Source organism: Pseudomonas sp. N40(2020) (assembly GCF_014472415.1).
Lineage (GTDB): Bacteria > Pseudomonadota > Gammaproteobacteria > Pseudomonadales > Pseudomonadaceae > Aquipseudomonas.
Genome location: NZ_JACSZV010000026.1, coordinates 25,171 through 39,161, shown reverse-complemented (window position 1 = coordinate 39,161; position 13,991 = coordinate 25,171). Strand labels below are relative to the sequence as shown.

Genomic DNA, 13,991 nt, shown 5'->3' with positions numbered 1-13,991 from the left:
GGTCATTGTACACAGCGACACAGACGCTCACAAATTTGACGACGAAATGTCGCAAATCTATGTCGCATTTGTGAAAGGTTTAAAGCGATCTGCTGTGCTAGTCAAAACTTTTTTAATTTTGACTGCAACGACTCAAAGACTACTGTGACGCAGACACCACAAGGCACGCGGCCTGTAGAGGCGGCGCGCACTTGCGGAAATTTTGAGGTGCCTGGAGTGGCGGCCTGGGTAAGGCCGCCGAATCTTCAGCGAGTTGTTGCCAGTTCCTGTTGGACGCTGGCGACAGTGCGAGGCCAAGGTTTACCAGCCTGAACCTTCGCTGGCAAGGCCTTGATGGCAGAAACAGCCGCATCACGATTGGCGAAGTTGCCGTAGGTGATCACGTAGAGAGGCTTGCCGTTGAGGACTTTCTTGAAATAACGGTACTCGCCGCCCTGTTCCTTGACGAAGCTTTGCGCGGCCGCTTCGGAGCTGGTGCCTAGGATCTGCACCACGTAGTTGCTCGTCGGCTGACCGGCATACCAGCTGCCACCGGCGGCTTTGGCCACGGTAACCGGCTTATCGGCCGGTTTGGCGGCGGCGACTGGCTTGGCTGGCGCTGGCGCCGGTTTCGCCGCTGGTGCTGCCGGAACCGGCTTGGCGGTAGCGATTTGCGTCGGAGCAGGCACAGGCTTGGCAGCAGGCACTGGAACCGGAGTCGGTGCAGGCCCGGCCGGAACGCCCGCTGGTGGCGCCGAAGTGGTCACGGTTGGCGGCGTATCGCTGGAGCCTTCCAGTGGCACGCCGTCATCGCCTTCGGTGATTCCGCCAGCGGCTTCAGCCAACGGGCCGCGCATCACCGGTTGCGAATTGCCGACCAGCGGCAATGGCATCGGCTGCGTGTTGCCGGCGAACTCGACGTTCGGTGCAGCGCCATTGGCAGCGCCCTGGCCCAATGGCAGTTGTGCCTGTTCGTTGGCGGGTGCGCCGGTGGTTGGCGCCTTGTTGCGACCCGGCATCAGCCAGGCGGCGGCGACCGCGACCACAACGACGGCGGAAATCGCCAATACGTGTTTCTTCGGCATGTTGAACCCCATACTTGGACGCTTGACCGCAGAGCGGCTGGCAATCATGACTTCTATCAGAGCATCGCGAGCGACCTGGTTGATGTTGCCCGGCCAACCCTCGGAGCTTTCGTGAATATCAGAGATCTGATCTGCGGTGAAAAGTTCGACACCCCGGCCGGCACCTTCCAGCCGTTGGTCGAGATACTCGCGGGTCTCTTCTTCGGTGTACGGCTGCAGTTCGATGACGTGGAAGCGCTCTTCCTCGAGGTGCAAAGCCTCGAGCTGAGCGATCAGCGACGACTCACCGAACAGGAACACATGCGGACGACCTTCCGGAGCGCCGGCACCCAGCGCCATCAGCGCTTCGAGAGCGGACTCGTCGAGTTGCTCGGCGTCATCCACCAGCAAATAGACTTCCTGGCCAGTCAGCGCGAGTTGCACCACCTGATCCAGAATCGCGCCGACTTCGGCCTGGGCCACGTTCAGCGCCTGAGCGACCTGACGCAGCACGCCCGCCGCATCGCCGGCACCGCGTGCGGAGACAACAACGCTCTGCACCGATTGCTTGTTGGTGCTGGCCACCAGTGCCTGACGCAGCAGCGTCTTGCCGCTGCCCTGCGGGCCGGTGACTACCAACAGCAACTGGCTGTAACGCGCCAGGTGATGCAGTTGACCCAGCACCGGTTTGCGCTGGGCCGGGAAGAACTTGAAGCCCGGCACCCGCGGAGCGAAGGGGTCGTGACTTAACTGGAAATGGCCGAGGAACGCCTCGTCGGCATGCAAACTAGTCATCGGAATCTTATTAACCTTTAAGCTGAGCCAGGGCGCGGTAATCCGCTCCCAGCGTGGCCTGTAGAACTTCTTTCGGATAATCGTCGGTCACTACCGCTTCACCCATCCGGCGCAGCAGCACCAGGCGCAGACGACCGTCGATCACTTTTTTATCAATAGCCATGTGTTCGAGAAAATCAGCTTCGCTCATCTCTATAGGCGGAACCACCGGCAGACCGGCGCGCTGGAACAGACGAATGCCGCGATCGCGCTCCTGTTCGCTGATCCAGCCCAGACGCGCAGACATCTCCAGCGCCATCACGGTGCCAGCCGCCACCGCTTCACCATGCAGCCAGACACCATAGCCCATGTGGGTCTCGATGGCGTGGCCGAAGGTGTGGCCGAGATTGAGCGTGGCACGTACGCCGGTTTCCTTCTCATCGGCGCCGACCACCGCAGCCTTGGCTGCACAGGAGCGCTCGATGGCATACGTCAGGGCTTTCTGGTCCAGCGCGCGCAGGGCGTCAACGTTGTCCTCCAGCCAGGTCAGGAACGGCTCGTCGCAGATCAGGCCGTACTTGATGACTTCCGCCAAACCCGCCGACAGCTCACGCGGTGGCAGGGTTTTCAGGGACGCGGTGTCGATCAGCACCACGTTCGGCTGATAGAACGCGCCGACCATGTTTTTGCCCAGCGGATGGTTGATCCCGGTCTTGCCGCCCACCGACGAATCGACCTGGGACAGCAATGTAGTGGGGATCTGTATGAAATCGACGCCACGCTGGTAGCAGGCAGCAGCAAAACCGGCCATATCGCCGATCACGCCGCCGCCAAGGGCGATCACGGTAGTGCGGCGATCATGACGAGCGGTCAGCAGACCGTCGAAGATCAGTTGCAGGGTTTCCCAGTTCTTGAAGGCTTCACCGTCCGGCAGCACCACGGAAATCACTGAGAACTGCGCAAGGCTGCGAGTCAGACGCTCGAGATAGAGCGGCGCAACGGTCTCGTTGGAGATGATTGCCACTTGTCGCCCATGGATATGCGGAGCCAGCAGCTCGGGCTGATCCAACAAACCTTCGCCAATATGAATCGGGTAGCTGCGCTCGCCTAGATCGACCTTGAGTGTCTGCATGTGTCCCCACAGTGAAGATGGAAGCAGGCGTCCTGCCCTGAATTATTGGTTATCTGCGGCCTATAGCGGGTATGACGCCGCTCGCACGCCATCCGCCACAACCTCGCCGGGCTGTGACAGGACGCCGAGGATAGCGCATTTCGGGCGATGCTTTAACGGGGTGGAAGCTGCGCCAGGCGGTCGAGAATGTCGAGCACTACCATGCGCGGTGGCCGTTCATCGGTTTCCACTACCAGATCGGCGATTTCCCGATAGAGCGGATCACGTATTGCGAGGAGGTCGCGCAGGGTTTTCTCGGGATTGGCGGTGCGCAGCAGCGGCCGATTGCGATCGCGCGCCGTGCGGCCGACCTGCTGTTCGACGGAGGCGTGCAGATACACCACACGGCCGCCTTCATGCAGGGCCTTGCGGTTGGCGTCACGCATTACCGCGCCACCGCCGGTCGCCAGCACCACGCCGTCGAATCCGCACAGTTCGGCGATCATCGCCTGCTCACGGTCACGAAAGCCGGGCTCGCCTTCCTTGTCGAAGATCCACGGGATATTGGCGCCCGTGCGCAGTTCAATTTCCTTGTCGGAATCTTTGAACGGCAGGCGCAGCTCTTTGGCCAGCAACCGGCCGATGGTGCTTTTTCCAGCGCCCATCGGTCCTACAAGAATCAAATTTCGCACAGAATCAACGACTCACAGCAATCGCCTGGTTATTCATGATACGCGGAGTGAGAAATACCAGCAGCTCGGATTTTTTCTCCGAAACCACATCACGCCGGAAAAGGCGGCCAAGATACGGCACATCGCCAAGAAATGGCACCTTATCTACAACCTTGCTTTGAGTATTTGAGAAAACGCCGCCAATCACGATGGTTTCACCGTCATTGACCAGCACCTTCGCGTTGACCTCGTTCTTCTTGATCGGCGGTACATCCTGCACTTTGTTCAAGTAGTCCGGTTCGTCCTTGGTGACCTTGACCTCCATGATGATGCGGTTGTCGGGGGTGATCTGCGGCGTCACTTCCAGCGACAGGGAAGCCTCCTTGAACGACACCGACGTGGCGCCGCTGGAGCTGGCTTCCTGATAGGGAATCTCGGTGCCTTTGAGGATCTTCGCGGTTTCCTTGTCGGAGGTGACCACCTTCGGTTGCGAGACGATTTCGCCGTTACCGGTCTTCTCCATGGCCGTCAGCTCAAGATCGAGCAGAACATTGTCAGTGATGAAGGCAATACCAATCCCGGACGTGTTGTTGACGGTGCCCATGTCGACGAATGGCGAATTGGTGCTGGTGCTGCCCGGCGTGCCGATGGTGGTCGATGAGCCGTTACTGACCCCGGAAGTGTTCCAGTTGCCCTTGTTCTGGATCGACCCACCCCAGCGCACGCCCAGGCTCTTGTCGTAATCCACGTTGGCTTCAACGATCCGCGCCTCGATCATCACCTGACGCACTGGAATATCCAGTTGCGCCACGATGCGCCGCAGTTCATCGAGACGATCCTGAGTCTGGTAGGCAATGATGTTGTTGGTGCGCTCATCGACGGTAATCGAACCACGCTCGTCGATTTTGGCCTCGGCACTGGTCACCGACTGGAACAGCTTGGCGATGTCCGCTGCCTTGGCGTAGTTCACTTGCAACAGCTCACGGCGCAGCGGCGCCAGTTCGGCGATCTGTTTCTGGGATTCGAGCTCCTGGCGTTCGCGGGCGGCGATTTCATCGGCCGGAGCGACCAGCAACACGTTGCCGATCTTGCGCTTGTCCAGCCCCTTGGTTTTCAACACCAGATCCAGCGCCTGATCCCACGGCACATTTTGCAGACGCAACGTGATGCCGCCCTGAATCGTGTCACTCGCCACCAGATTGAGGTTGGTGAAATCGGCGATCAGCTGCAGCACCGAGCGCACGTCGATGTCCTGGAAGTTCAGCGATAGCTTGTCGCCGACGTAGGCCTGTCGATCAGCATTGCGTTTTTGCAGGTCGTCCGCCGTGATCGGCCGGATGCTGACGGTCAGTTTGTTATCGGTCTGGTAGGTGGAATAGTCGAAGGTGCCGCTGGGCTCGACGGTAATAATTGCGCGATCACCGGTCGCGGCAGCGTTGATGAACTGCACCGGCGTGGCGAAATCCTTCACGTCGAGGCGTACCCGCAGCTTGTCGGGCAATTGCGTGCGGGCGAAGCTGAGGATGATCTTGCCGTCATGTTCCTGGATATCCGGGGCGATGGTCGGATCGGACAGGTCGATGACCACGTTACCCTCGCCCGCCGTACCGCGTTGAAAATCCACGCCGCGAATGGCTTTGGTTTTCGGCACGAACGCCTTGGCGGGTGCGGGAGTCGGTGCCGCGGTCGCACGGGATGCCGCCGCAGCGACCGGGCGCGCAGCGGTTGTCGGCGCACCCTGACCTACCACCACAAAAAGATTGTTGCCCTCGACCCGCGTGTCATATGGCGCCAATTGCGTGAGATTGACGATCAGGCGCGTCCGATCCTTGGCTTCAACCACCGTGGCCGTGCGTGCATTGCCCCTACCCAGATCGACATGCTTGCTGGCCAACTGGCTGGCGACACCGGGCAAATCCAGCGCGATCCGCGCCGGCGAATCGGTGGTGTAGCCCTTGGGCTGCGGCGGCGGCCCGTCGAATGACAGCTTCAACTCGACACGGTCACCCGGCAACGCTGCCACATCCAGCGTCTTCAGATTAGCCGCCTGAACCATCGGTGACATCAGCGCTATCCATAGCGAAAAACCGAGGGTGGAGAAAATCCTGTTCATTATTCGACTTCCACTATGAGTGCTCTTTCAAAGGAATGGTGCGCGGACGCTCCAGCCAGGCGCCGTCGCCATCAGGCACGATTTCGACTACATCGACCTGGGTGGCGCTGATGGCAACGATGCGGCCATCGTTGCGCCCCAGGTAATCGCCAACCTTCAGGCGATGCACGCCACCCGCTCCGCGCAACAGCGCGAAAGAACCGGCGGCATTGCCGATCGTACCGACCATCTCGAACTGCTCGATGTTGAAACCTTCGAGGTATTGCTTGATCCGGTTGGGATCAGGTTTTACGTTGCGCGAGCCCTGTTTCTGCCCGGCCAGATCGACGCGCACCTGGCGCGAGAACGGGCTACGCAGGTTGGCGGCGCTGTAAGTGAATGTCGGGTAAGACCGAAATGTCGGGGTTGGTTCAATCTTGCCTGCCGGGCGCAGCCGTACTTCATTCATGTAGGCGTCGAGGTCGCTGACGTCATCGCTGCCACCACACCCGCTTAATGCCAGCAGCACCATCGACAAGGCCGAATAACGAATCAGGCTCATTTTTGCAGCCCTTTGTCGTTATAGCGGTAAGTCTTTGCAAGGATGCTCATGCGCAGTTTCGGCCCGCCCTCCTTATTGGCGGGGGCCAGTTCGAAGTCATGCAGGGTGACGATGCGCGGCAACCCGGCCACTCCGCTGACGAAGGTAGCGAGGTCGTGATAGGCGCCAGTGACGGTGATCTGAATCGGCAGTTCGATGTAGAACTGCTGGGCGACCTCCGGCAACAGTTTGATCTCTTCAAACTCCAGGCCGCTGCCCAAACCTGTACGCGTGATGTCTTCCAGCAGGCCTGGAACCTCCGTGTCGCTGGGCAGTTGCCGCAGTAACACGCCAAAGGTGTTTTCCATCTCTTTCATCTGCTGGGTGTAGAGCTCCAGATTGGCCGACAGTCGCGCCTTGCTGGCGAATTGCTCCTTGAGCGTGGTCTCCTCCTCGCGTTTGGCATCGAGCTGGTTTTCCATGTCACTGATGAAAAAGTTGTAACCAAGCGCCAACACCAACACCATCAACAGCGCCCCGGCGATGGCCTTCACTGCCGCCGGCCAGGAACCGATATTGCTGGTATCCAGATCGTTGAAGTCGATGCTGCGCAGACTGTCCAGCCATTCGGACGGCTTCATGGCTCGTCCTCCACGGTTTTGGGCTGGGTCTGACGAACAGTCAACTGAAAGAGATTGGCCTGCTCCTGCTGATCGGCGGAGGTTGATTTCACTTCGTTCAGGCTAGGGGCGTCGAACCAGTCGGACGCATCCAGATTGCGCATCAACTCGGAGACACGATTGTTCGACTCCGCCGCTCCGCTGATCGACAGGGTTTTGCCGGCCATTTTCACGTCGGTGAAATACACGCCGTCAGGCAACGTGCGCGCCAGTTGATCGAAGATCCGCCCGCTGACCTGCCGATTGCCTTGCAAGTCCTGAATGATGCGCATGCGTTCGACCAGTTGCTGGCGATGGGCCTTTAGCTCGCTGATCTGCTTGATCCGCTCGTCGACCACAGCAATCTGCTTGCCGATATAGTCGTTACGCGCCACTTGCCGGGCGATGGCGTTGCTGATGATCTGATCGGCAATGAATACGGCGCCAACCGAACCGACCACCACGCCGATCAAGGTCAACAGGAAGCGTTTGCGCCGCTCTTCGCGGCGCTCTTCACGCCACGGTAACAGGTTGATCCGCGCCATCAGTCGAAACTCCTGAGCGCGAGCCCGCAGGCAATCATCAGGGCCGGCGCATCACTGGCCAGAGCCCCTGCGTTGACCTTGCTGCTCAAGGCCATGTTGGAAAACGGATTGGCCACCTGGGTCGGGGTACTCAGACGCTGCTCGATCAGCCGGTCCAGCCCTGGCACCGACGCCGTGCCGCCGGCCAGCAGAATGTGGTCGACCGCGTTGTATTGCCCGGAGGCGAAGAAGAACTGCAAAGAGCGCGACACCTGCTGCACCAGCGCCTCGCGAAACGGCTGCAGCACCTCGCTGACGTAGTCGTCGGGCAGGCCGCCCTGTTTTTTCGCAAGGCCCGCCTGCTCGATGGTCAGGCCATAGCGACGCTGGATTTCCTCGGTCAGTTGCCGGCCTCCGAACAGTTGCTCGCGGGTATAGATGATCTTGCCGTTGTGCAGGACGCTGAGGGTGGTCATGGTCGCACCGATGTCGACGACCGCCACGGTCAGGCGCTCCTGGGAAGCGGCCAACTGCGTCGCGAGCAAGCCGAACGAGCGCTCCAGTGCATACGCCTCGACGTCGACCACGCGAGCGGTGAGCCCGGCCAGCGCGAGCGCAGCTTCGCGGACTTCGACGTTTTCCTTGCGACAGGCGGCGAGCAGCACGTTGACCCGTTCCGGGTTGCGCGGCGACACGCCTTGGACTTCGAAGTCGATGGCGACCTCGTCCAGCGGATAGGGAATGTATTGGTCGGCTTCAATCTTGAGCTGGTTCTCCAGCTCGTCGTCGGTCAGGCCCGCATCCATTTCGATGATCTTGGTGATCACCGCCGAACCGGCCACCGCCACCGCCACGTTCTTGTTGCCGGTGCGTGCCTTGACCAGCACCCGGCTCAGGGCCTGGCCCACACCTTCGAGCTCGGCGATGTTTTTTTCGACCACGGCGTTCGCCGGCAACGGCTCCACCGCGTATGCCTCGACCCGGTAGCGGTCGCCCTGACGGCTCAATTCCAGCAGCTTCACTGACGTGGAGCTGATGTCGATCCCCAGTAACGTATTGGTCTTTTTATTGAAGAGTCCCAGCACTACCAATTCCCTATGACTTTCCGTGAGTTACGGACTCTGTAATACGCATTGCGTTCCTTCACCCCGTCTTGACAGAAGCGCAAATGACGCCTCCAGCAGAAAAGTGCTTATAATGCCCAGCGATTTTTTCCGCTTTTTACTGCCAGCGCGGGTCGTTCTGTGTGTCGCCACAACCCCCGTTGCCAAATTCATTCTTTGCCCTGGATGTCCAAACGCCTTGATTCGTTTGCTGAAATTTTTCGGTTGGTCCATCGTCGCCGTTTTCTGCGGACTGCTTTTAGGTCTCAGCGGCGCGTATCTTTACCTTAGTCCGGGTTTGCCATCCGTGGAGGCTCTGAGAAGCATTCAGTTGCAGATTCCACTGCGGGTCTACAGCAGCGATAACAAGTTGATCGCAGAATTCGGCGAAATGCGCCGGACTCCGATCCGTTTCGCCGACATTCCCCCCAATTTCATTAATGCGTTACTAAGTGCTGAAGACGACAATTTCGCCAATCACTACGGTGTCGATCCAAGCAGCCTGATGCGCGCCGCGACCCAACTGGTCAAGAGTGGACACATTCAATCCGGCGGCAGCACCATCACCATGCAGGTGGCGAAGAACTTCTTCCTGACCAGCGAACGCAGTTTCTCGCGCAAAACCACCGAAATCCTCCTGGCTCTGCAAATCGAACGTCAGCTGACCAAGGACGAGATCCTCGAGCTGTATGTGAACAAGATCTATCTGGGCAACCGCGCCTACGGCATCGAGGCGGCGGCGCAGGTTTATTACGGCAAGTCGATCCGTGACGTCAGCCTCGCGCAGATGGCGATGATCGCTGGCCTGCCGAAAGCTCCGTCGCGTTTCAACCCGCTGGCCAACCCGGCGCGCAGTAAAGAACGTCGCGACTGGATCCTCGGGCGCATGTACAAGCTTGGCAAGATCAACGAAACGGACTACACCGCTGCGATCAACGAGCCACTGAACGCCAGCTATCACGTGCCGACCCCGGAGGTGAACGCACCGTACATCGCCGAAATGGCCCGTGCCGAAATGGTGGGCCGCTATGGCAGCGACGCCTACACCGAAGGTTTCCGCGTCACCACCACGGTGCCAAGCAATTTGCAGGAAATGGCCAACACCGCGCTGCACGAAGGTTTGATGACCTACGACCAGCGTCACGGCTACCGTGGCCCCGAGTCGCGCCTGCCGGGCAAGACCCGTGAAGCGTGGGCAACCGAACTGACCAAACAGCGCACTATCAGCAGCCTGGAACCGGCGATCGTCACCCAGATCGACAAGAACGGTCTGCAAGTGCTGACCCGCACCGGCGAAGAGCACGTTGCCTGGGACACCATGAAATGGGCACGGCCGTTCCTCAACACCAACAGCATGGGCGCCAACCCGCGCCAGCCCTCGGATGTGGCGCAGGTCGGCGATCTGGTTCGCGTGCAACGCCAGAAAGACAATTCGTTGAAGTTCAGCCAGATTCCGCAGGCGCAAGGCGCGCTGGTATCGCTGGATCCGCAGAACGGCGCGATTCGCTCGCTGGTTGGCGGTTTCGCTTTCGAGCAGAGCAACTACAACCGCGCCATGCAGGCCAAGCGTCAGCCAGGTTCGAGCTTCAAGCCGTTCGTCTACAGCGCGGCACTGGATAACGGCTACACCGCCGCCACGCTGGTCAACGATGCGCCGATCGTGTTCGTCGACGAGTACCTGGACAAGGTCTGGCGTCCGAAGAACGACACCAATACCTTCCTCGGCCCGATCCGTCTGCGCGAGGCGTTGTACAAGTCGCGCAACCTGGTGTCGATCCGCTTGCTGCAGGCGATGGGCGTGGGCAAGACCATCGACTACATCACCCGCTTCGGCTTCAACAAGCAAGACTTGCCGCCGAACCTGTCGCTGGCGCTGGGCACTGCGACTTTGACGCCAATGGAGATCGCTACCGGTTGGAGCACCTTCGCCAACGGCGGCTACAAGATCACCCCGTACATCATCGACAAGATCGAAAGCCGTAACGGCGACTCGCTGTTCGTCGCCAACCCGCCGACCGTACCGCAGGGCGGCTCGGCCACCGACGGTATCGCAGTACCGGCCGAGCAGTCGTTCACCGTCAACGCGGCGCCAGTTCCGGGTGAAGCCCCGGGCGCCGCAGCGGCACCACAAGCGCCGGCCGTGGCGGAGCGGATCGTCGATGGTCGCACTACTTATATCCTCAACAGCATGTTGCAGGACGTGATCAAGCTCGGCACCGGTCGTCGCGCACTTGCTCTTGGCCGTACCGACATCGCCGGTAAAACCGGTACCACCAACGAATCGAAAGATGCCTGGTTCTCCGGTTACAACGCCGACTACGTTACCACCGTGTGGACGGGCTTTGACCAGCCGGAAAGCCTTGGTCGCCGCGAGTTCGGTGGCACCGTGGCGCTACCGATCTGGATGAACTACATGGCCGCCGCGCTGAAGGACAAGCCGCCTCACGTCCAGCCTGAGCCGGAAGGGTTGCTCAGCCTGCGGGTGGACCCGGTCAGCGGTCGCGCGGCGACGCCGAGCACGCCTGGGGCGTACTTCGAGCTGTTCAAGGCTGAAGACACGCCACCGTCGGTGAACGAGCTGGGTAATGGCTCGGCACCGGGTAGCCCGCTGCCGGCGGATGAGCAGGCGCCGATCGATTTGTTCTGATCCTGATCTGGCAAAAAGCCCCGCCTTCGTGAGAAGCGCGGGGCTTTTTTTGTGCTTCAAAGCAAGATCAAAAGATCGCAGCCTGCGGCAGCTCCTACAGAATCGGCGCCGATCCGCAAAATCGGCGGCGACAGGGCCAACTGTAGGAGCAGCCGCAGGCTGCGATCTTTTGATCTGCCAAACAAAAAGCCCCGACTCATAACGAGCCGGGGCTTTTGGTTGAAGCACTACAACGACTTAGCCGCTGAACACGTCATCCACGCTTTTCAGCGGGTAGTTCTTCGGATACGGCAGGGTGGCCACACCGGTCTCGATCGCGGCTTTGGCCACAGCATCGGAGATCAGGGTGATCAGGCGCTTGTCCATTGGCTTCGGAATGATGTACTCACGGCCGAATTCCAGCGGGGCACCGCCGTAGGCGTCGCACACGTCCTGTGGCACCGGCAGTTTGGCCAGTTCACGCAGAGCGTTGGCTGCAGCCACTTTCATTTCTTCGTTGATGCGCTTGGCGCGAACGTCCAGGGCACCACGGAAGATGAACGGGAAGCCCAGTACGTTGTTGACCTGGTTCGGGTAGTCCGAACGGCCGGTGGCCATGATCACGTCGCTACGGGTGGCGTGCGCCAGTTCCGGGGAGATTTCCGGATCCGGGTTCGAGCAGGCGAACACGATCGGGTTCGGCGCCATCGACAGCAGGCCTTCAGCGCTCAGCAGGTTCGGGCCGGACAGACCGACGAACACGTCAGCGCCTTTCAGAGCGTCAGCCAGGCTGCGCTTGTCGGTGGCGTGAGCGAACACGGCTTTGTACTGGTTCAGGTCGTCACGGCCGGAGTGGATCACACCGGTACGGTCAACCATGAAGATGTTTTCAATGCGTGCGCCCATGCTCACCAGCAATTTCATGCAGGAGATGGCGGCAGCGCCGGCGCCCAGGCAGACGATCTTGGCTTCCGGCAGGGTTTTGCCAGCGATTTCCAGGGCGTTGATCATGCCGGCAGCGGTCACGATAGCAGTGCCGTGCTGGTCATCGTGGAACACCGGAATGTCGCACTGCTCGATCAGAGCGCGTTCGATCTCAAAGCACTCAGGTGCCTTGATGTCTTCCAGGTTGATGCCACCGAAGGTGATGGAGATGCGTTTTACGGTGTCGATGAAGGCTTGCGGGCTTTCGGAGTCGACTTCGATGTCGAAAACATCGATGCCGGCGAAGCGCTTGAACAGTACGCCTTTACCTTCCATGACTGGCTTGGAAGCCAGTGGGCCGAGGTTACCCAGCCCCAGAATCGCGGTGCCATCGGAAATGACTGCAACCAGGTTGCCCTTGCCGGTGTATTTGTAGGCCAGTTCAGGATCGCGAGCGATCTCACGCACTGGTTCAGCTACGCCGGGGCTGTAGGCCAGCGACAGGTCGCGGGCGGTAGCAGTGGCCTTGGTGAGCTCGACACTCAGCTTCCCTGGACGAGGATGGGCATGATATTCGAGAGCGGCAGTTTTCAGATCAGACATTTTGGCATTCCGCTTTTTACTGTTGGACAGACTGGTCAGCGAGGATACGCGCCTCGCAAAGTCCCCACAAGACTGAGCGGTCACCACTGTCAAGCGCCCTGCCCTACGACTTTGGGCCAAGAGCCACGGCGCACAAGGGCTTGACTGTTCACAATCGACAGAAAAAATGTCTACAATTTTCTTCAGCGGGAAGTTTGCAGCATCGAAGGATCCGTCAGCGGCAACAGCCAACGCGCTTGACCCGATTGCAGTCCACCGCGTCGCGAGCGATCAACCACCCAGCCGCGCGCCTCGACCTGCATGCCCTTCAGCGCTTGCAAGCGAGCATTGTCGAATTGTCCGACTAGATTGGGTGCAACACGCAATACAAGTGAGCCCTGTAACTCGATCCAGATTCCGCCGCGATTGCGTTGCACCTTGCTCACGCGACCGCTGATCACAGCAAAACCCGAGCGCTGGATCTGCTCCGCTTTCAGTACAGGTGATTGCCGCCAGAGACCTCGCCCAGCCTGTCGCGCGTTGCGCTCGGCGGCTTGCTGACAGGCAACCAGATCGACATTCGGCGCCACGGCGACTTGAAAGCCGAGGCCATCGGCGAGCATCTGAGCTTCGAGATTGGCGCCGCTGACGCTATAGAGGTGGGCGAGCGTACGTCCGTAATGATCTGTCGCTTGCTTGCCGGGGAGCAAACCGACGCGTCCGCCGCTGTCAGCCACCAATGATTCCAGGCGTTTGCGCGCCGCCACGGCGAAAGGCTCGTCACTGCGACCCTGCTTGCCCAGTTCAGGTGTGTTGAGGCCGATCATGCGAACACTGCGGCCGTCGCTCAGGCGCAAGGTGTCGCCATCGACCACGCGCTGCACCGCGACGGTGGCAAGTCCCGAAGGAGCCGGACAGAAGGCTTGCGCGGCGGACAGCCAAATCGCGGACACAAAAAAGGCGCCCGCGAGGGACGCCTTTTTCAGCAGTGAGGAACAGCCCACCGGGCTCTTCAACCTTACTCTGCAGCAGCAGGTTTCTTGCCGAAAGCACCGAAACGGTCGGCGAAGCGCTGAACGCGGCCGCCAGTGTCCAGAGTCTTTTGCTTACCGGTGTAGAACGGGTGGCATTCGTTGCAAACGTCGATCGACAGGGCTTTGCCGAAGGTCGAACGAGTTGCGAATTTGTTACCGCAGCTGCAGGTAACAGCGATTTCTGGGTAGTTCGGGTGGATATCAGCTTTCATGGTGTCTTCCTCAGCTAGCGTGCCGCCATCCAACACTATTGTTGAATACCGCACGTAATTAGGCCGCGGATTCTACCAGACAATGTCAATCGCGC

The 13,991-nt window shown here is 60.0% G+C and carries 12 protein-coding genes; 1 reads left to right on the top strand and 11 read right to left on the bottom strand.

Annotated features, from left to right (window positions below; all coding sequences use genetic code 11):
• Positions 1-245: 245 nt before the first annotated feature.
• From IAI51_RS17445 to IAI51_RS17410, 8 genes are all read right to left on the bottom strand, one after another.
• The gene (locus tag IAI51_RS17445) at positions 246-1,838 is read right to left on the bottom strand and encodes an AAA family ATPase (protein WP_187679608.1); all 1,593 of its coding nucleotides are present in this window, start codon (positions 1,836-1,838) and stop codon (positions 246-248) included.
• Positions 1,839-1,848: 10 nt separating this feature from the next.
• Positions 1,849-2,949: a 3-dehydroquinate synthase gene (gene aroB / locus IAI51_RS17440; protein ID WP_187679607.1), complete on the bottom strand. Its 1,101-nt coding sequence runs from the start codon at positions 2,947-2,949 to the stop codon at positions 1,849-1,851.
• 152 nt (positions 2,950-3,101) lie between these two features.
• Positions 3,102-3,620 (bottom strand): shikimate kinase AroK, encoded by a 519-nt coding sequence (aroK, locus tag IAI51_RS17435; RefSeq protein ID WP_187679606.1) that lies wholly within the window; start codon positions 3,618-3,620, stop codon positions 3,102-3,104.
• Between the two features lie 4 nt (positions 3,621-3,624).
• Positions 3,625-5,712 carry a type IV pilus secretin PilQ gene (pilQ, locus tag IAI51_RS17430; RefSeq protein WP_187679605.1) on the bottom strand — a complete coding sequence of 696 codons (2,088 nt, stop codon included), beginning with the start codon at positions 5,710-5,712 and terminating at the stop codon, positions 3,625-3,627.
• Between the two features lie 13 nt (positions 5,713-5,725).
• Complete coding sequence (locus IAI51_RS17425; protein WP_187679604.1) at positions 5,726-6,253, bottom strand: pilus assembly protein PilP; 528 nt, start codon at positions 6,251-6,253, stop codon at positions 5,726-5,728.
• Positions 6,250-6,873 (bottom strand): type 4a pilus biogenesis protein PilO, encoded by a 624-nt coding sequence (pilO, locus tag IAI51_RS17420; RefSeq protein ID WP_187679603.1) that lies wholly within the window; start codon positions 6,871-6,873, stop codon positions 6,250-6,252. Before pilO ends, IAI51_RS17425 begins: the two co-directional genes overlap by 4 nt.
• Complete coding sequence (locus tag IAI51_RS17415; RefSeq protein WP_187679602.1) at positions 6,870-7,436, bottom strand: PilN domain-containing protein; 567 nt, start codon at positions 7,434-7,436, stop codon at positions 6,870-6,872. Before IAI51_RS17415 ends, pilO begins: the two co-directional genes overlap by 4 nt.
• Positions 7,436-8,500, bottom strand: coding sequence for a pilus assembly protein PilM (locus IAI51_RS17410; RefSeq protein ID WP_187679601.1), 1,065 nt, complete (start codon positions 8,498-8,500; stop codon positions 7,436-7,438). The genes IAI51_RS17415 and IAI51_RS17410 overlap by 1 nt, the downstream gene beginning before the upstream one ends.
• Before the next feature lie 220 nt (positions 8,501-8,720).
• On the opposite strand from IAI51_RS17410, the gene IAI51_RS17405 reads away from it, so the two are divergent.
• Entirely contained in the window at positions 8,721-11,165 is a 2,445-nt protein-coding gene (locus IAI51_RS17405) for a penicillin-binding protein 1A (RefSeq protein WP_410458011.1), read from the top strand.
• A 237-nt stretch (positions 11,166-11,402) separates the two neighbouring features.
• Here the strand turns inward: IAI51_RS17405 and IAI51_RS17400 are convergent, their stop codons facing one another.
• The 3 genes from IAI51_RS17400 to rpmE form a co-directional block, all read right to left on the bottom strand.
• Positions 11,403-12,671 carry a malic enzyme-like NAD(P)-binding protein gene (locus tag IAI51_RS17400; protein WP_187679599.1) on the bottom strand — a complete coding sequence of 423 codons (1,269 nt, stop codon included), beginning with the start codon at positions 12,669-12,671 and terminating at the stop codon, positions 11,403-11,405.
• 182 nt (positions 12,672-12,853) lie between these two features.
• Positions 12,854-13,654, bottom strand: a complete 801-nt coding sequence (locus IAI51_RS17395) for a thermonuclease family protein (protein WP_187679598.1) — start codon at positions 13,652-13,654, stop codon at positions 12,854-12,856.
• 14 nt (positions 13,655-13,668) lie between these two features.
• Positions 13,669-13,896 (bottom strand): 50S ribosomal protein L31, encoded by a 228-nt coding sequence (rpmE, locus tag IAI51_RS17390; RefSeq protein ID WP_187679597.1) that lies wholly within the window; start codon positions 13,894-13,896, stop codon positions 13,669-13,671.
• Positions 13,897-13,991: the final 95 nt, after the last annotated feature.